The 17,610-nt window shown below is 64.4% G+C and carries 20 protein-coding genes; 6 read left to right on the top strand and 14 right to left on the bottom strand.

All coding sequences use genetic code 11. The features are described 5' to 3' along the window. Nucleotides 1-250: 250 nt before the first annotated feature. The 3 genes from BMF35_RS03140 to BMF35_RS03130 form a co-directional block, all read right to left on the bottom strand. On the bottom strand, nucleotides 251-1,189 hold the full coding sequence (locus BMF35_RS03140) for a hypothetical protein (protein WP_047006879.1): 939 nt from the start codon (nucleotides 1,187-1,189) through the stop codon (nucleotides 251-253). Nucleotides 1,190-1,262: 73 nt separating this feature from the next. After that, complete coding sequence (locus BMF35_RS03135; protein WP_236781548.1) at nucleotides 1,263-1,712, bottom strand: hypothetical protein; 450 nt, start codon at nucleotides 1,710-1,712, stop codon at nucleotides 1,263-1,265. Beyond that, nucleotides 1,699-2,406, bottom strand: a complete 708-nt coding sequence (locus BMF35_RS03130) for an EI24 domain-containing protein (protein ID WP_047006877.1) — start codon at nucleotides 2,404-2,406, stop codon at nucleotides 1,699-1,701. The genes BMF35_RS03135 and BMF35_RS03130 overlap by 14 nt, the downstream gene beginning before the upstream one ends. 80 nt (nucleotides 2,407-2,486) lie before the next feature. Between BMF35_RS03130 and BMF35_RS03125 the strand changes: the two genes are divergently transcribed. Then, entirely contained in the window at nucleotides 2,487-3,482 is a 996-nt protein-coding gene (locus tag BMF35_RS03125; RefSeq protein WP_071961165.1) for an adenosine kinase, read from the top strand. Between the two features lie 362 nt (nucleotides 3,483-3,844). Here BMF35_RS03125 and purD read toward each other — a convergent pair whose 3' ends face one another. Then, nucleotides 3,845-5,125 (bottom strand): phosphoribosylamine--glycine ligase, encoded by a 1,281-nt coding sequence (purD, locus tag BMF35_RS03120; RefSeq protein WP_047006875.1) that lies wholly within the window; start codon nucleotides 5,123-5,125, stop codon nucleotides 3,845-3,847. Between purD and xseA the strand changes: the two genes are divergently transcribed. The 4 genes from xseA to BMF35_RS03100 are packed head-to-tail and all read left to right on the top strand — an operon-like array spanning nucleotide 5,124 to nucleotide 8,794. After that, nucleotides 5,124-6,593: an exodeoxyribonuclease VII large subunit gene (gene xseA / locus BMF35_RS03115; protein ID WP_047006874.1), complete on the top strand. Its 1,470-nt coding sequence runs from the start codon at nucleotides 5,124-5,126 to the stop codon at nucleotides 6,591-6,593. The genes purD and xseA overlap by 2 nt on opposite strands. A 27-nt stretch (nucleotides 6,594-6,620) precedes the next feature. Beyond that, complete coding sequence (locus BMF35_RS03110) at nucleotides 6,621-6,824, top strand: DUF2093 domain-containing protein (protein ID WP_047006873.1); 204 nt, start codon at nucleotides 6,621-6,623, stop codon at nucleotides 6,822-6,824. After that, nucleotides 6,821-7,759 (top strand): M23 family metallopeptidase, encoded by a 939-nt coding sequence (locus BMF35_RS03105; RefSeq protein ID WP_052766047.1) that lies wholly within the window; start codon nucleotides 6,821-6,823, stop codon nucleotides 7,757-7,759. The genes BMF35_RS03110 and BMF35_RS03105 overlap by 4 nt, the downstream gene beginning before the upstream one ends. A 51-nt stretch (nucleotides 7,760-7,810) precedes the next feature. Then, a complete protein-coding gene (locus tag BMF35_RS03100; RefSeq protein ID WP_162273597.1) occupies nucleotides 7,811-8,794 on the top strand; it encodes an esterase-like activity of phytase family protein in 984 nt (327 codons plus the stop codon). Nucleotides 8,795-8,803: 9 nt separating this feature from the next. Here BMF35_RS03100 and rpmB read toward each other — a convergent pair whose 3' ends face one another. After that, on the bottom strand, nucleotides 8,804-9,106 hold the full coding sequence (gene rpmB, locus BMF35_RS03095) for a 50S ribosomal protein L28 (protein WP_047006871.1): 303 nt from the start codon (nucleotides 9,104-9,106) through the stop codon (nucleotides 8,804-8,806). A 109-nt stretch (nucleotides 9,107-9,215) separates the two neighbouring features. On the opposite strand from rpmB, the gene BMF35_RS03090 reads away from it, so the two are divergent. Next, complete coding sequence (locus BMF35_RS03090) at nucleotides 9,216-9,671, top strand: nucleoside deaminase (RefSeq protein WP_071961164.1); 456 nt, start codon at nucleotides 9,216-9,218, stop codon at nucleotides 9,669-9,671. A gap of 51 nt (nucleotides 9,672-9,722) precedes the next feature. Here the strand turns inward: BMF35_RS03090 and BMF35_RS03085 are convergent, their stop codons facing one another. From BMF35_RS03085 to BMF35_RS03045, 9 genes are all read right to left on the bottom strand, one after another. Further along, nucleotides 9,723-10,022: a GIY-YIG nuclease family protein gene (locus tag BMF35_RS03085; protein ID WP_047006869.1), complete on the bottom strand. Its 300-nt coding sequence runs from the start codon at nucleotides 10,020-10,022 to the stop codon at nucleotides 9,723-9,725. 62 nt (nucleotides 10,023-10,084) lie between these two features. Then, the gene (locus BMF35_RS03080; RefSeq protein ID WP_047006868.1) at nucleotides 10,085-10,807 is read right to left on the bottom strand and encodes a ribonuclease T2 family protein; all 723 of its coding nucleotides are present in this window, start codon (nucleotides 10,805-10,807) and stop codon (nucleotides 10,085-10,087) included. After that, complete coding sequence (locus tag BMF35_RS03075; protein ID WP_047006867.1) at nucleotides 10,794-11,240, bottom strand: hypothetical protein; 447 nt, start codon at nucleotides 11,238-11,240, stop codon at nucleotides 10,794-10,796. Before BMF35_RS03075 ends, BMF35_RS03080 begins: the two co-directional genes overlap by 14 nt. Before the next feature lie 9 nt (nucleotides 11,241-11,249). Further along, the gene (gene nadC / locus BMF35_RS03070) at nucleotides 11,250-12,110 is read right to left on the bottom strand and encodes a carboxylating nicotinate-nucleotide diphosphorylase (RefSeq protein WP_047006866.1); all 861 of its coding nucleotides are present in this window, start codon (nucleotides 12,108-12,110) and stop codon (nucleotides 11,250-11,252) included. 124 nt (nucleotides 12,111-12,234) lie between these two features. Then, complete coding sequence (locus BMF35_RS03065; RefSeq protein WP_047006865.1) at nucleotides 12,235-13,029, bottom strand: LytR/AlgR family response regulator transcription factor; 795 nt, start codon at nucleotides 13,027-13,029, stop codon at nucleotides 12,235-12,237. Then, nucleotides 13,026-14,240: a sensor histidine kinase gene (locus BMF35_RS03060; protein ID WP_047006864.1), complete on the bottom strand. Its 1,215-nt coding sequence runs from the start codon at nucleotides 14,238-14,240 to the stop codon at nucleotides 13,026-13,028. The genes BMF35_RS03065 and BMF35_RS03060 overlap by 4 nt, the downstream gene beginning before the upstream one ends. A 79-nt stretch (nucleotides 14,241-14,319) precedes the next feature. Beyond that, complete coding sequence (locus BMF35_RS03055; protein ID WP_047006863.1) at nucleotides 14,320-15,015, bottom strand: DsbA family protein; 696 nt, start codon at nucleotides 15,013-15,015, stop codon at nucleotides 14,320-14,322. Between the two features lie 12 nt (nucleotides 15,016-15,027). Continuing rightward, nucleotides 15,028-16,401 carry a M48 family metalloprotease gene (locus tag BMF35_RS03050; protein ID WP_047006862.1) on the bottom strand — a complete coding sequence of 458 codons (1,374 nt, stop codon included), beginning with the start codon at nucleotides 16,399-16,401 and terminating at the stop codon, nucleotides 15,028-15,030. Nucleotides 16,402-16,449: 48 nt separating this feature from the next. After that, nucleotides 16,450-17,598 carry a phosphatase domain-containing protein gene (locus BMF35_RS03045; RefSeq protein ID WP_047006861.1) on the bottom strand — a complete coding sequence of 383 codons (1,149 nt, stop codon included), beginning with the start codon at nucleotides 17,596-17,598 and terminating at the stop codon, nucleotides 16,450-16,452. Nucleotides 17,599-17,610: the final 12 nt, after the last annotated feature.

The raw sequence follows: 17,610 nt of genomic DNA, 5'->3' as shown, positions 1-17,610 counted from the left end.
GGAAGAGGGTGACTTATTGTGGTAAGACACCGAGATGTCTTTGCCTCGCAATCCCTCCCGCCAAAAGCAATCGAACGGTTTCGTTGAACGGGTCATGGCGCGCTATCGCGGTGACGATATCGAGGGACAGGCTCGCCGTAACAGCCGCAAGCGGCCTCCCGGCATGGCTCCTGCGCTAGTCGAGCCACCTAAGGGACCACTTCCGAAGCATGGCGGCGCCGAAGCTCCGCTCGAGTTTGACTGACCGCGCCTAAGCTTCGCCGGTTTCCTCGGCGATGAACTCCAGTAGCGCCTGATCGTATTCGTCCACTTCGCCATTGGCGGCGATCTGGGCGTCCAGCCATTCCTGCTCGATACCCGTCACTTCCGCGTCTTCTGCAGCTTGCTCTTCGCGGCTCGGCGCATCGCGCTTGCCAAAGACAACGCCGAATGCGGTCGGAGCGCTTTTCGCCATGCGGCCGATAAAGCCGCCGACGCTGGAGGAATTGTCGGCGACGAACTTGTCCAGTTCCATGCGCCGTTCGCGGCTGATCTGGCCGCTCGCGCTGGCAAAGCCCATCAAGTAATTGCCCACGCCCTGAACGAAGAGGCGCTTGAAATCGGGCGCGTTGTCGGCGCCGCGCGATGCGTCTTTCACGCGAAACAGCATTTCCGCCTCGCGCTTGCTGACGGCCGCGGGACGATCGCCGCCGCTGCCGAAAATGACGCGCCGGATCAGCTTGGCCTCGGTCTCGGTCACGCGGCTGTCGTCGAGCTTCCCGCCATCGCGGGTAGGCCCATGGCCCTCCAGCACTTCTTTCTCCAGCACGCCGAGCGTGTAGGTCTTGAGCGTCTCGGCCACATTCTGCGCGCGTTCGATAATGCGCACGAGCAGTTCCAGCTCTGTCATCGAGCAGACGCGGCCGTCTTTCTCGATCTCGCCAATCAGCCATTGCGATTCTTCTGCACTGGCGAAGCCCTTCGGATCGCTGCCGTTCAGCACGAAGTTCTGGATCGCCTCGACGAAGAAATCCGTCCATTCCGTGCCCGGTGCGTCGATGGCGCGCTGCGTGGCGAAGATGATTTCCGCCTCTTCCTGGTCCATGCGGCCATCGGCCCAGCCGGACTGGCGCAGTGCCAGCACTTCGTCTGCGGTAATCGTGCCATCAACGGATGCCTTGCGGGCAATTGCGGCGAATTCGTAGCTCATCGATAGTGTCTCCTGTCGCGCGCCAGCATGCCGCAGCAGGGTTAAAACGCGGTTAGCGCATGCGTAGAACCGCCTAGCGCGGGACGGAAAGCGCCTGGATGCAGGCCAGCCTGTCCACCGCCGCACCGTCGCTGGCCCGGCGCGCTTCGACCCATGTCGCCACCGGCTCCGCGCCCGGCGAAAGCGGGTAGAGATAGACATCGAGCACGCAAGCCTCCGACCGGAATTGAAGCTTGCGCATATCGCCTTCGGGCGTGTCCAGCCGCGGCTGGCCGAAGCGCGCGAGCAGTGTGGGCGCAGCCTCGCGGATGATGCCGCCCAGTCCCGGCCCTTCCATGATCTGCGGCGCGATGAAGCCGGGAGCAGTGACAACCGGTCGCGCATCGGTTGGCGGTACGACTTGCGGCGGGACTTCCCGCGGCGGCGGGGGCGGCGCGGCTTGCGGCTGCGGCGTAGTGGTGCAGGCGGCCAGGGCGAGGCTGCCGAGAAGCAGGATCGAAAAACGCATGTCAGGAACTTTCATGGGCCCGCAAGCGGCGATGGACCAGATGGGTGGCGCTCGTCGCGCCGAGGATCGGTGCGAGTAAATTGGCGAAGGGGATGGCAAGGAGGCCCGCAACCACACCGCCGAGAGCAAAGCGCTCCGCCTTGCGCACCGGCGCGCGCTGGCCTCTCGCATGGCGATGACGCAGCCAGACCATGTCCTGCAATTCGCGCCCCAGCAGCACGGCATTGGCCAGCCAGAAGACGAGGAACGGCCCGACGCCTGTAAACAGCAGGACCAGCGCTATCGGCGCCGCAATCAGATTGGCGACCAGCGCGCGGCCCGCCGCCGCCAAAGCGGCGCGCAGCTGCTCGCCCAGCGGCAAGTCGCGGGCTTGATGCGCGGCATCGGGATAGTGCCGCCGCTCCACCGCCTGCACCACGTCGTCGGCGTAAAAATTGATCACGCCCATCGCCACGATCCGCCAGATGACCCACAGGCCCAGCAGAGCCAGCAGCAGCGACAACGCCCCGCGCAATGCGCCCGCACCGGTGAACAGCGTATCTTCCAGCCCGCTGCGCGCCAGCAGCCAGTCCAGCGCGAACCAGCCCGCCGTCGCCACGATCACGAACAGCACCAGCGTCACCGCGAGGCTCTTCAGCAATACGCGCAGCACCGCGCCATCCCACATCTGGCGAAGGCCCAGAGCCAGCGATGTCGCGAGAACGCCCATAAGCGCTTGCGATTGCGCGGGCCTTCCGCCAAGTCAACGCCGCTTCGCGCATAGCGACACGATTTTTAGAAGGACCCTGCATGACTTCCCCTCGTTACGACGTAATCGCCATTGGCAATGCCATTGTCGATGTGATGGCCCCCGCTTCGGATGAACTGGTGGAAGAGCTGGGCCTGACGCGCGGCGGCATGCAGCTGGTGGACGAGGCGCAGGCGGCTGATCTCTATTCCGCGATGGGTCCGGCAAAGGAAATCAGCGGCGGGAGCGCCGCCAACACGCTGGCGGGCCTTTCCGCCATGGGTGCGCAATGCGCTTTCGTGGGGCAGGTGGCGGACGACCAGCTGGGCAATGTCTTCGCCCATGACATTCGCGCCGTGGGCATCGACTTCGACACGCCCTCGCGTGAAGGCGAGCCAAGCACCGCGCGCTGCCTCATCTTCGTGACGCCCGACGGGCAGCGCACGATGAACACCTTCCTTGGCGCGAGCCAGTTCCTTCCGGCAGAAGCGCTGGACGAGGAAGCCATTGGCGGCGCGCAGATCCTTTACCTTGAAGGCTATCTCTGGGACCCGGAAGAGCCGCGCCGCGCCATGCGCGCTGCCATCGAAACCGCGCGCGGCGCGGGCCGCAAGGTTGCCTTCACGCTCTCCGATGCATTCGTGATCTCCCGCCACGGCGATGATTTCCGCGCGCTGATCGACGACGGGCTGATCGACATCCTGTTCTGCAACGAGGTTGAGCTTGCCGCGCTGACGGGCGAGGAGAGCTTCGATGATGGCATTGCCGCACTGCAAGACAAGGTGTCCGTGCTGGTCGCCACGCGCAGCGAGAAGGGCGCGACCTGTGTCACCGGCGGCACCCGCTCCGATGTGGCGGCAGAGCCCATCGACAAGGTGGTCGACACGACTGGCGCGGGCGACCTCTTCGCAGCTGGCTTCCTCTACGGCCATGTGCGCGGCGAAGACCCCGCCAAGTGCCTCAAGCGCGGCGCGGTCGCTGCTGCCGAGATCATCAGCCATTACGGCCCCCGTCCCGAAGCCGATTTGAAAGCGCTTATGGCGGAGAAAGTTGGCTGAGCGGTCGAAGCTGACAAAGTTGACACGGCTGCGGCGGGCTTTTCGCTCAGATTCTGCCTGTGTTCCAACGGTATAGTGCTGGAATCGCGAAGTTGACACTTCGCCGGGAGAAAACAGCGTATGACAGGTGGCGGTGTAGCGCATAACGCACCGGCTTGCCTGCGGGTGGAGCTGTAGGAAAGCCTTTGCCACGCCACCGCTCGTCCTGAGCTGGTGGCGCTGCGTGCCGCCGTCGACTCCGAAGGGTTGCTACCCTTTCTTCAGCGTGAGGACTGCAAGAAAAAGCAGTCCTTCGACAGGCTCAGGACGAGCGGAGTTGGTATGGGACACCCATCAGAACCGAAGGCCGCCGAGCGAAAAGCCTAACCCCGCGAAACCTCGCGCCAGCCAATGTCGCGCCGCACGAAGCCGCTGGGGAAATCCACCGCATCCACCGCGCGGTAGGCGGCGTCCTGCGCGGCTTTGGTGTCCGCACCCACCGCAGTGACATTCAGCACGCGGCCCCCATTCGCCACTAGCTGGCCGTCGCGCGTTGCCGTTCCTGCATGGAAGACTTTCGCGCCATCTGCCTCGGCATCACCCAGATCGATCGCGCCGCCCTTTTCGGGCGTGCCGGGATAGCCCTTTGCGGCCATGACAACGGTCATGGCGGTGTCATCGGCAAAGTCCGGCTCGGGCATCGCGGCTAGCGTGCCGCTGGCGCAGGCGAGCATGTAGTCGGCGAGATCGCTTTGCAGGCGCATCATCAGCACCTGGCATTCCGGATCGCCGAAGCGGGCATTGTATTCGACCAGTTTCGGGCCGTCGTCGGTCAACATCAGGCCTGCATAGAGCACGCCTGAATAAGGGGTGCCGTCCTTCGCCAGCTGGCGCACGGTGGGAAAGATAATGCGCTCCATCGTCTCGGCGACAAGCTCATCGGTCAGCACGCGCGCCGGACTATACGCGCCCATGCCGCCGGTATTCGGGCCGGTATCGCCTTCGCCCACGCGCTTGTGATCCTGCGCCGTGCCGAAAGGCAGCACGGTCTCGCCATCGGTGAGCGCGAAGAAGCTGGCTTCCTCGCCGGCCATGAATTCCTCGATCACCACCTCGGCGCCGGCATCGCCGAATGCGCCGCCGAACATGTCCTCCAGCGCTTCGAGCGCGTGCTCCTCGCTGTCGGCAATCACTACGCCCTTGCCCGCGGCGAGCCCGTCTGCCTTTAGCACGAAGGGCGGAGCGAATGTGGTGAGCGCCTGGCGGGCCTGCTCCAGCGAGGTGCGATGGACATAGCCTGCGGTGGGGATGCCCGCGCGATCGCACAGCGCCTTGGTGAAATTCTTGCTGCCTTCCAGTTGGGCGGCTGCTTTCGACGGGCCGAAGACGGCGATGTCCGCCGCGCGCAAGCTATCGGCGAGGCCGTCCACCAGCGGCGCTTCCGGACCGATCACGACGAGGCCGATGGCATGCGCGGCGCAAAAGCTGGCTACCGCGCCATGGTCTTTTGCATCAAGTGTCACCAACTCGGCGCATTCGGCCATGCCCGGATTACCCGGCGCGGCGAACAACCTGCCCCCGTTTTTCGCTACGCGATCGGATTGCGCCAGCTTCCAGCACAGGGCATGTTCGCGGCCGCCCCCGCCAAGCACCAGGATATTCATGAACCGCAATTCCCCATTCGACGACGATTCCAGTGACAGGCTCGTAGCGACCAGCGAGGCGGGCGACAATTCCGCGCCCCTCTCCATTAGCGAAATTTCCGCTGCGCTGAAGCGCACGGTGGAAGATCGCTTTGGCTATGTGCGGCTGCGCGGCGAATTGTCGGGCGTGAAGCGGGCGGCATCGGGGCATGTCTACCTCGCTCTCAAAGACGAGAAGGCAGTGCTCGATGGCGTGATGTGGAAAGGGACGGCGGGGCGGCTGGCTTTTCGTCCCGAGGACGGGCTGGAAGTCGTCGCGACCGGCAAGCTGACCACCTATCCCGGGCGCAGCAAATACCAGATCGTTATCGAGCGGATGGAGATTGCGGGCGAAGGCGCGTTGCTGGCGCTGCTGGAAAAGACCAAGGCCCGGCTGGAGGCGGAGGGGCTTTTCGCACCCGAGCGCAAGCGCGCTTTGCCCTTTGCGCCAAGAACCATTGGCGTCGTGACGTCACCCACGGGCGCAGTGATCCGCGATATCCTCCACCGGCTGGAGGATCGCTTTCCCACGCATGTGATCGTGTGGCCGGTGCTGGTGCAGGGCGAGGGCGCGGCAAAGCAGGTTGCCGATGCGGTTCGTGGCTTTGGCGCACTCGAACCAGATGGGTCCGTTCCGCGCCCGGACCTGCTGATCGTAGCGCGCGGCGGAGGCTCTATCGAAGATCTGTGGAGCTTCAATGAGGAAATGGTGGTGCGCGCGGTGGCCGAATCGCCCATCCCGGTCATCAGCGCGGTAGGGCACGAAACCGACACCACGCTGTGCGACTATGCGGCGGACAAGCGTGCGCCTACTCCCACTGCGGCTGCGGAAATGGCGGTGCCGGTGCTGCGCGATCTCGTCGCCACTCTGGACGATCTCGGCCTGCGCCAGCGCAAGGTGGTGATGCGCCCTGTCGAGCTGGGGCGCGAAAGGCTGGCGGCGCGCGCGGACCGCCTGCCGCCGATCGAGCAATTGTTGCAACCCTACGCGCAACGTCTGGACGATCTGGGCGAGCGATTGCGGCGAGGGCTGGTCGACCGCGCGGCCAAGGGGCGCGAGCGGCTGGCGGATTTGCGCTTGTCGCCCGCTATCCTGCGCGGAAACCTGCGCGATGCTCGCCAGCGCCTCGCTTCGGCGCGTCTCACGCCTCCATTGGTGCAGCGCCCTCTCGCCGATGGCCGCCAGCGCCTCGCTGCGCTGGAGCGCTTGCGCCTGCAACTCGACCCGAAAGCGCCTCTGAAGCGCGGCTATGCTCTGGTGAGCGCCGAGGGCCACCCCGTCATCGCCAGCCGCGATGTGGCCGCCGCCCAGTCGCGGCTTACGCTGGAATTCGCAGATGGATCGGTGCAGGTCGCGCCCGGCGATGCGCCGCCGCCGGCTCCTGCCACCCCGCGCCCGAAGAAGCGCAGCCGGCCTGCTGCCGATGACAGCCAAGGCAAATTGCTTTGATGCCAGCGAGCCCCTACATGACGAGCCATGCTGATGTCTTCATCCGATAATCCCGCCACATTGATCTACGGCCCGAACGGCTTTCGCGTTGTGAAACCCGGCCATTACGTGCTGTGCGCCATGAGCGGCGTACCCGTGCCGCTGGAGGAATTGCGCTATTGGAGCGTGGACCGGCAGGAGGCCTATGCGTCCTGCGAACTCTCCACCCGCGCCGCGCTGGAGGATATGTGATCCGCCTGCTCGCCGGGAGCGCGCTCGCTCTCGCTCTGTCCGCATGCGCCGTAGTGCCCGAGGCCGAAGCGCCCGAACCCGCGCCCGCGGCCAGTCCGACGACGGTGGAGGTCGTGCAGCCGATTGCCACGCCGACGCCAGCACCGACGCCTACGCCCACCCCGACCCCGACCGGCCCGACCACCTTCCTCTTCGATGGCGAGCTGACGCAAGGCGGCTACATCCGCGGCCAGGTGCCGGGCGGCACGGTTTCCGCGCGCCTCGGCGAGCAGGAATTGCTGATCGACGGCGACGGCCGATTCCTCGCCGCGTTCGACCGCGATGCTGGCGAAACCATGGCGCTGGTCGCCACGCTGGCCGATGGCCGCGAAATCCGCAGCCCTGTCAGCGTTTCGCCGCGCAGCTGGAATATCGAGCGCGTGAATGTGCCGCTGCGCCCAAGCGGCAGCAGCGAGGCATTCCGCCGCCGCCGCGCGCCGGAACTGGAAGCGATCTGGAATGCGCGGCAGGTGCGCTCCGATACAGGCGGCTGGGCGCAGGATTTCATCTGGCCTGCGACGGGCCGTATCTCCGGCATGTTCGGCCGGCAGCGCATCTACCAGGGTGAGCCGGGCAGCTATCATTCGGGTATCGACATCGCGCTGCCCACAGGCACGCCATTCGTTTCGCCTGCCGATGGCGTAGTGACGCTGGCGACGGGCAGACCCTACAGCCTCGAAGGCTATCTCCTCATCATCGACCACGGCGCGGGGCTCAACAGCGCTTTCCTGCACCTGTCCGATATTGCGGTGAGCGAAGGCGATGTGGTGCGCCAAGGCCAGCGGCTGGGTGCAATCGGATCGAGCGGTCGGGCGACTGGCCCTCATTTGCACTGGAGCCTGAAATGGCACGATGCGCGGCTCGACCCGATCCTCTTTACCGGCCCCATGCCGTAAGGCGCGCCGACGCGCGTCAGGGCCATGCGGGGCAAGCATCTTCTGGCAGGAATGGCGCTGGCTCTGACGCTGGCACCCGGCACCTTCGTGCGAACCGCCCTGACGGAACAGGCGAGCGGGACGCTTGAGGTTGCCGCGGTCGAGCGGGAGGTCGTTTCAGAACCGCCCGATGGCGTCGAAGTCGGCGGCGTGTGGGACATACACGGCAGCGGGTCGGGCTTTGGCGGTTTTTCCGCGCTGGTCTGGCAGGATGACCGGTTGCATGCGTTCTCGGACAGGGGCCATGTCCTCGCCTTCGATCCGCCGACCGCTCGGCGTTCGGCCTACGACATTCGCCCGGTGCGACCGCATCGCACCTATCCGCAGGGTGTGTGGGATGTGGAATCCGCCGTCACCGCGCCCGATGGCCGGTTGTGGCTCGGTTTCGAATATACCCATGCCATCCATCGCTTTCCGCCGCGCGGCGAGGCCGATGGGCTGCGCATGCTGGGCGACGAGGTCGATTGGGGTAGCAATGTCGGGCTGGAAGGCATGGTGCGGCTGCCCGACGGTCGCTTCCTGCTATTCCCGGAATTGCGCCAGACTGCGCATATCCTCGCCCGCGACCCTATTGCCGGAACGCCGCTCACCGATTTCACGGTGGAATGGCCGGTGGAAGATCACGGCGTCACCGATGCGGCGCTGCTGCCCGATGGCCGCCTGCTGGTGCTGCTGCGGACGGTTGATTACAGTCTGCCACCGAGTTTCTCGGTCACCTTGGCAATCGCCGATATCGGCTCTGTGGCAGGAGGCGATACGCTGTCGCCCGAAATCCTGGTGCGGCTGGACGATATCGTCCCGCGCGAGAATTACGAGGGCATCGCCGTGCGCGAGACGGCAGATGGCCGCGCGGAGATCTGGCTTATCTCGGACGACAATTTCAGCGCTTTCCAGCGCACGCTGGTGGTGCAGCTTTTCCTTGATCTGGACGGCGAACAAGAAAAAGCGCGCGAGGGAGAACCCACGCGCGCTTTTCTGCATGTCTTCGAAGAATAGCGAAGCGGCTTAGGCTGCTTGCGTATCGGCCTCGTTCAGGGCCTTCTTCAGCTCGCGCTTCACCTTCTGGGCGCGCGTGGACAGCTTCTCGTTACGGGTCTTGAGCAGCCAGTTGTCGAGACCACCATTGTGCTCCACCGAGCGCAGGCCGTGCGTGGACACGCGGAACTTGAAGCTCTTTTCCAGCTTCTCGCTCATCAGCGTGACGTTCTGCAGATTGGGCAGGAAGACGCGCTTGGTCTTGTTGTTGGCGTGGCTCACATTGTGGCCGACCTGGCGGCCCTTGCCGGTAAGTTCGCAGATGCGCGACATGGCGAATTCTCTCGTTTCGAAACGTGGTTGGATACAGCGTGTAGGCTGGAAAGCCGCGCGCATACAGGGGGGGTGGAGATTCGTCAAGCGAAGCTGTAGCGCCGATGCCGTGACGAAATGGCCCCTTCCCGAACCGATGCAGCGCGCGTTGGCGCTGGCGCAGGAGGCGGCACGCGTCGGCGAAGTGCCCGTGGGAGCCGTGGTCGTCAAGCAGGGCGAGATCATTGGCGAAGGCTACAACCTGACCCGCAGCGCCCACGATCCGACCGCCCATGCCGAAGTCGAAGCGATTCGCCGCGCAGCCAAGGCGCTGGGCGACGACCGCCTGACAGGCTGTGACCTCTATGTGACGCTGGAACCGTGCGCCATGTGCGCAGGCGCCATCAGCCATGCCCGCATCGCGCGCGTCTATTATGGCGCGCCGGACCCGAAAGGCGGCGCGGTCGATCACGGCGCGCGGGTTTTCGCGCAAGAGCAATGCCTGCATGCGCCGGAAGTGTATTCGGGCATGGGTGAGGCTGAAGCGGCAGAATTGTTGCGCGGGTTTTTCAGGGAGAGGCGGTAATTTCGGTTTTTTGACGTCACCCCGGACTTGATCCGGGGCCCCGCTCTCTTTCTAGATCAGTTGCTCGAACAGCTCCTTCCAGTCAGGATTAGCCTTTTCGACTAGCGCGATTTTCCATTCACGCCGCCACTTCTTCATGCGCTTTTCCTGTTCGATGCAAAGGTGGATTGGCGCAATCTTCTCCGCCCAAACAAGCTTGGTAAGTCCGTATTCTGCGCAGAACTTGGAGCCAGACCCATCGCGGTGCTGAACGATCCGCGCGGCTAAGTCGGCAGTCATACCGACATACATTGTGCCACGATAACGGTCAGCCATGATGTACAGCCAACCGCCGTGCGTTTCGCGATCCATGGCTGTCACTCTCACAATAAGCGGGACCCCGGATCAAGTCCGGGGTGACGTGGTGCAGGTTCCTAAAGCCCCCGCCAAATGCGCACCTCGTCCCCGTCATCTGGACCATACCGCCGCGCGTCGCAGGCCGTCGGCATGAAGTCCGCGCCGTAGCACAGGCGCATTTCGCGCAGCCATCCGCGGCTATTGAGCACTAGCCCGACATCCTCCGCATTCCAGTACGGGTTGGCATCGGCGAAGGCGGTGCGGATCTCGCCGGCGGTCAGGTCGCGGCGGCGGGAGAGGCGGTCGAAATCGGGCCAGCGCAGGCTGTTCCACAGGATGCGCGTGACCTGCTGGTAGGCGTCCGGATCGCGTGTCATGCAGCTGCCGTGCTTCGCCCATTGCCGGGCGATCAGCGCGGCGTCGGGCGACATGCACATGCTGGCGCGCACCTCGGACTGGCTCGGCTGGCGGCGCGTGGGGCACCATTGCGGCCAGCCCCGCTCGCCATTGGGCCACAGGCCGTGGACGACGAAGGCAAAGCGCCCCGCGCGCCCCGAGCATTGGCGGGCATGGCGCGCCTCGTCATCGCGGAAGCGGCAGAATTCCGGGCTCCAGCTGAGCGCCAGAGTATATCCCGTCACCGGCATCTGCCGCACCGGCCCGTCACGCTCGATGCGCGGCAGGCTGACCGGCGCATCGGGCACGCGGCACTGATAGGCCTGGGCGAGGGCGGTTGTCGGGACCAGCGCACATAGCGCCGCCGCCATGCCCATCCTCACGCTGATCTTATTCGAACGCATCGGCCTCACGCCTCCCCTTGAGCGCAATCCAGCGATTGGCTGACGGAGTGAACAGTTGCGCCAGCGCGGCGGCGGACAAGGCCAGCATTATCGGCTCCACGGGATCGAGCGCGCCCCATTGTTGCCATGCCGCTACGAGCTCTGAAAGCGCTAGCAACCGGACGCCGACCATCACGCCGATCAGGATGCGCGCAATGCGGCTGGCGCGAAACCAAATCAGCGCGACCGGTATCAATGCGATGGTGAATTGCGCGTTGAGCGCGACGACGGCAATGTCCTGCGTGATGGTTATATTCGGCAACCAGCGGAAGAGATCGACGATCATTGTGGTCGGATCGAGCAGTCCGTCAACGAAGCGGATCAGTGCCGAGGCGAGGAACAGGATGGCGAACAGCCGAATGGACCACGGCCTCGGCCCGCGCGCCAACTTCATGGCTCTGCCTCACGCAACCGTGAAATCGAGGCCGATATCGGCAGCAGGCGCGCTCTGTGTAAGGCGACCGACGGACACGTAATCCACCCCGCTGGCGGCTTTGGCCTTGATCGTTTCGAGCGTGATGCCGCCGCTCGCTTCGGTCTTGGCACGGCCGTCGATCAGGCGCACGGCTTCGCGCAGGGTTTCGGGCGAAATATTGTCGAGCAGCAAGTGATCGGCGCCTGCGGCCAGCGCCGGTTCGATCTGGTCGATACGGTCCACTTCGCAGATGATGTTGGCGACACCGGCATCGCGCGCACGGCGCACCGCTTCGCCCACATTGCCAGCGACGAGGATGTGATTGTCCTTGATCATGGCGGCATCCCACAGCCCCATGCGATGGTTGCTGCCGCCGCCCATGCGCACGGCGTATTTCTCGATGTGGCGCAGCCCGGGAATGGTCTTGCGCGTGTCGAGAAGGGTGCAATCAGGGTTGTCCATCGCGGTGACATATTGCCGGACCAGGGTGGCGATACCCGAAAGGTGCTGCACCGTGTTCAATGCGCTGCGCTCGGCGGTCAGCATGGCGCGGGCGTTGCCGGAAAGGCGCAACAGGTCCGCGCCGGGTTCGACCTTCGCGCCTTCGTCCACGAGCACATCGATTTGCATGTCCGGGTCGAGGTGGCGGAAGAAGGCGACGGCAATGGGCAAGCCCGCCACGGTGACGGCGTCGCGGCTGTCCATCACGCCCTGGAAACGCGCATCGGCGGGGATCACGCTGGTGGCGGTAACATCGGTCCCGCCGCCAGCCAGGCCTTCGCCAAGGTCTTCTGCCAGCGTCTCGCGGACAAAACGGTCGAGGTCGAAGCCTTGAAGGGAAAACGTCATAATTGTCCGTTCGTGCTGAGCCTGTCGAAGCACGAAACCGCGCAGGTTTCGCCAATTCGCCCTTCGACAAGCTCAGGACGAACGGGGAATGGGTGGCACGGTCGCCGGGCTACCGCAAGAGCACCTAATGCACGAAACGCGCCACCACATCGCGATAGGACCGCGAAACCTTCACCTCAGCCCCTGAATCCAGCACGAGGAAGCATTCGCCATTGGTGTGCGGTTTTACTTGCCGCACCTGGTCGAGATTGACGATGGTGGAGCGGTGGACGCGCTGGAAATTCTTCGGGTCCAGACGCCGTTCCAGATCCTTCATCGTCTCGCGCAGGATCAGCGAATTGTCGCCGGTGTAGATGCACATATAGTCGCCTGCGGCTTCGATATGCTCGATCGTGTCGACATCCACGCGGAAGATCTGCCCCCGATCCTTCACGTTGATCATCTTTTCATAGCGGGCCGAGCTGCCGTCCTCGCCGCCGATATCGTCGAGGCTTTCGGGGCTGACTTCGGCCAGCACATCCTTCAGCTTCTCGGCCTCCTGCGCGCTGGCCTTTTCGGCCATGCGCTGGCGCACACGCTCGATCGTGTCGGCCAGCTTGTCTTCATCCACCGGCTTCATCAGGTAATTGACGGCATTTGCCTCGAAGGCGCGGATGGCGTGTTCCTGGAAAGCGGTGACGAAAACGAAGAGCGGCGGCTCCACGTCCATCACGCCTTTGACGACGGAAAACCCGTCGAAACCCGGCATCTGGATGTCGAGGAAAACAAGGTCCGGCTTCAGCGTCTTGATGGCGCGGATAGCCTCGCGGCCATTGGCGCAGGTTTCGATCACCTCGATATCCTTGTGCGGTTCGAGGCGGACCTGAAGGCCCTGAATGGCGAGTTTCTCGTCATCGACGAGGATAGTGCGGATGCTCATGCATTGGCTCCGGTCTGGGGGGCAGTGACGGATTGCGGTTCTGTCTCGGGTCTACTCACCGCCCGCCCCGAACCAACGGGCGAAGCGGCGGGAAGTTTCTGCGGTGCGGTTTCTGGCTCCTCACGCTCGAAAGGCAGCTCGATTATAACAGTGAAGCCGCCATCGGGCGGCGTCTCGATATCGAAGCGGTGATCCTCGCCATAGGCCTGCGCCAGCCGGTCGCGGATATTGGCAAGGCCGACGCCGGTCGATGATGGCTGGCTGGCGATGTTCTCGGCATTGCGCTGCGTGCCCTGCAAGCCCGGCCCCGTATCGGAAACGGTGAGGCGCAGGCGGCTGCCGATGACTTGCGCGGCGAGTGAAATGCGCGCGCCTTCCTCCTGCGCGGAGACGCCGTATTTGATCGCGTTCTCGACCAGGGGCTGGAGCAGGAAGGAGGGGATGCAGCCATGGGCGGCGCGATCATCGATCCGGAAATCGGTGCGCAGCCGCTCTTCGAAACGCATGCGCTCGATATCGAGATAGAGTTTCAACGTCTCCACTTCCTGGGCGACGGTCACCTTGCCGCCCGGCTGGTTGACCAGCGTGTGGCGCAGGAAACCCGAGAGCCGCGTCAGCATCGCATTGGCGGGCTCTGTCTGCTTCAGCAGCACGAGTGTGGAGATGGAATTCAGCGTGTTGAACAGGAAATGCGGATTGAGCTGGTAACGCAGCATGGCGAGCTGCGCGCTAGTCGCCTGCGCTTCCAGCCGCTCCAGCCGGTCCGCCTGTTGTTCCACCTGCAGGAAGAAATTGATGGCGTAATACAGCGCCGACCATGCGCCCAGTAGCGCCATGTCGATATAGAACACGCCCAGCATCAGCTGGATGAAGCCGCCCTCGCTGCCGCCCTGATAGACATCGATGGTCCATGCATTGATGAAGGCGGAAACCGATACTGCCACCAGCAGCACCAGCGTGGTGGCCGTCCATGTGACCACCGGGCTGCGGTTGATGAGATGCGAATAGACGACCGACAACACGCTGCTGATCGAAAAGCCCGCGATTGCTGCGATTGCGACCACGATCAGGAAGTCCCATGGCCGTTCATTCGCGACAGAGGTTGCCACGCGCAGCACGAAGGCGCCGCCCCAGCCGAGCATTTGCAGCCGCCAGAAGGCGCGGTTCTTGTCCTCGAAAAACGGGACGGGCTCGATCGGCAGGACGGCCATCGAGCCGGTTCTAGCGCGGCCCTCTGCGGATTTCAGTGCCGTAGGCGTGGGGTCCGCCGCGGAATCGAGGCGGCCTGTCTCAGGAATCTCGGGCCTCGGCGATGGCCTCGCTCAGGGTCTCTTCCCCGACGGCTCCATTCAGCACCTGGTCGCCCACGATCCATGCCGGTGTGCCGGTGAGGCCGAGATTGCGGGCGAGGAAGACGTTGTTCTGCAATTGATCGTCGAGCATGCCGGTGTCGATGGCGGCGCGTGCTTGTTGCAGATCGACCCCGGCCTGCTGCGCGGCCGCCTCGATCGTCGCGGTCGACAGGCCATCGGCAGCGAACATCGCATTGTGGAAGGCTTCGTACCGGCCTTGCTGCGCTGCTGCGAGCGCCATGCGTGCTGCCTCCACGCTGCCATCCGACAGGATCGGATACTCCCTTACCACTACCCGCAAATCGGGGTTCGCGGCGATCAGGCTGTTGACGTCGGCGAGGCTGGATCGACAGAAGCCGCATGCGTAATCGGTGAATTCGACGAGCGTGATGTTACCATCCGGGTTCCCCATCACCGCACCCGGAAAGGGCGTTTCCAGCTCGGCGCGCATCGGCTCGATCCGCTCCATCATGTCGCGGCGCTGCAATTCGGCCATCGCTTCGGGCAACATTTCGGGTTCGGCCATCAGGGCATCGCGCGTGCGGTCGGGCGCGAGGCCGGAATGATCCCATGCCGCCGCTCCGGCGAATCCGGCAATGAGCGCAATCGCGGCGGTGAGTAGCCAGCTTTTCATAGGGCAGTGGGCCTAATTGCGATCGCGCTGCCGTTCAAGCAATTGCCGCGCCTGCAAGCCCACATCCTGCGCACGCAGCCAGTCCGGCGAGCCGGTGGGGAGGGCGTTCTCCGCCGCCTGTGCGTTCACCAAGGCCCCCTGGAAATTGCCCTGCATCACCTGCTGCTCTGCACTTGCAAGGCGCGCGCGCGGAACATCGCCATTGTGATTGTAGACAACGCCCAGCTGGTACCACGCGAACGGGTTCTGGTGATCGCGCCCGATGGCAGCGCGCAGCACCTGCTCTGCCTCGACATAGTTCTCCGGTTCTTCGGTCGCGATCAGCGCATGGCCGAGGCTGGTGGCGATCAGCGGGTTGGAATTGGTGAGGCGGGTGGCTTCGCGCAGCGCCGGTAGCGCTTCTTCGACGCGGCCCGACTCCAGCAGGATCTGTCCGCGCAGTTCGAGAAAATAGGGATTTTGCGGTTCGCTGGCGATCAGCGCATCCACCTCGGCCAAGGCTTCGGGGATCAGTGCCTCGCGGTGGTAGGAATAGGCACGGGCATAGCGCGCAGGTGTGCCGGTCATATAGGCAGGATAGGCCGCCATCACCCGCGCATGCGGCGCGAGGAAGCCATAGAGCTTGCCTTTGACCGCCTGGAAGCGACGCTCCAGGTCGGGATCGCTGGGTGCATCCCATGCGGGATCGGCCTCATACACTTCGCGCAGGCGCGCGAGGCGGGTGCCCGTAAGCGGGTGGGTGCGGCCATATTCGCGCTCATTCGCCTGGCTGATGCCGCGGCGGAATTCGAAGCTCTGCAGCTTCTCGAAGAAAGTCAGGCTGCCGCGCCCGCTGATACCGGCGACGGAGAGATATTCCGCCCCTGCGGCATCGGCGGATGCCTCCTGCGAGCGGCTGAAGGCGAGGAAGCTGCCCATGGCCGCCTGTTGTCCGGCTGCCAGCACGCCCATGGCCGCATCGCCCGCGCCTGCCAGCGCCGCGCCCACGGCCAGCAGGGCGGAAAGCAGCGAAATCCGCGTATACTGACCCGCGCCTTCGGAGAAGCGGTTGATATGCCCGCCGGTGATATGGCCCAGCTCGTGCGCGATCACGCCCTGCACTTCATTCGCGGTGTCGGCCTCGTTGATGAGGCCGGAATGGATGAAAATGCGCTGTCCGCCCGCCACGAACGCGTTGATCGAGTTGTCATTGACCAAGACGATCTCGACAGCGCCTTGGCCAAGCCCCGCAGCATCCGCCAGCGGATCGGTCATATCCTGCAGCAGCGCCTCCGTCTCCGCATCGCGGAGCACGGAAATGCCCTGCGCGGCGACGGGCTGCACGCCCATCGCGAAAAGAGCGAGAATCGCGGTAAGGCGAACGAGGATCAGTCGGAGAATGCGCATAGTATCGCCGCCAACCTAGCGGCTTGTGCGCTGAACCGGAACTGAAGATTATGCGGGCTGGCTCGGCACTGCGGCGGCTTGTCCTTCGGCGGTGGTCTGGGCGTCGTCATCCGCGACGCGATCTACCGTCTTGACGATCTGCTCGGTCTCGCCGCCCGGCGTAAAGCCATTGGCGGCAAGGAATTCCAGCCCGGTGGCGTAATCTTCGCCCATCCACAGCGGGATGCCCGCATCCTTGATCGCCGCGATACCGGCCTCTTCTTCGGGCGAGAATTGCTTTGTCGAGACTGTGCGCATGAAAACGGCGGCGATCCGTCCGGGAAATTGTTTTACCGCATGGGCGAAGGCCGGCAAGTCGCCCTGCGTGTCGTCGCCGATCATGGCGAAGCGCTTGTCGGGATACATCTCGATAATGTCGGCGATCGCCGATGTCTTGTGCGAACCGTGGCTCGACTTGCCGAAGGTCTGCTTGTTCAGCCCCCAATCGCGCAACTTCAGGGGGCCGAGCGGCAGGCCGCGCATGCGCTGGAACGCGACGAGGTAGGGAAAGAGGTTCCACGGGCTCGACGAGACATAGAAAAACGGCCGCTTCGTCGCGGGCATCTGCTCTTTCGGACAGCGCTTGCCGCCAGCCGCTCCGCCGCCGATCCCGGCATAAAAGCTGTCGGCACCGGGCACGATGGTGCGGCCCGAGGGCATTTGCGCGAAGACCCGGTCCCAGTTTGCGGCGACCGATTTCAACCCGCCGGTAATGCCGGTTTCGATGATCGTGTCGTCGATGTCCGAAATAACCGCCAGTTTGCCATCGGCTGCCGGGGCGAGGACATGAGCCTCGACCTGTTGCGAATCATCACTACTGGTCCAGCGCAGGGTTACAGTTTCCCACATCGGATGATCGGGCAAATCCCATTCGGGATCGAGCGCAACATCGAATTCGACAAAACCTTCGCTATCGGTGATCTCCGTGTGCGAGAGGATCGGGCCGTCCTCGCCCTCGACTTCCAGAGTGACTTCTACGCCCTCCGCCTCGTGGCTGATGAATTGGCCGAGCATGGTTCCGATGGCAGCCATGCCGCTCTTCTCGCCGAAGGTCGCTTCCCCGCCATATAGGGCGCGGGCGGACAGGATCAGGCGGCTGGCGCTGCGATGGCCGAAATAGGGTTGGATGCGAAGCGGGCGGGTCGGGAAAAGCGGCATGCTTTCTCCAAC

Origin of the sequence: Aurantiacibacter gangjinensis (genome assembly GCF_001886695.1) — a bacterium.
GTDB lineage: Bacteria > Pseudomonadota > Alphaproteobacteria > Sphingomonadales > Sphingomonadaceae > Alteraurantiacibacter > Alteraurantiacibacter gangjinensis.
Note: the sequence above shows the minus strand (reverse complement) of the source record. Positions and strands in the feature narration are given on the sequence as shown.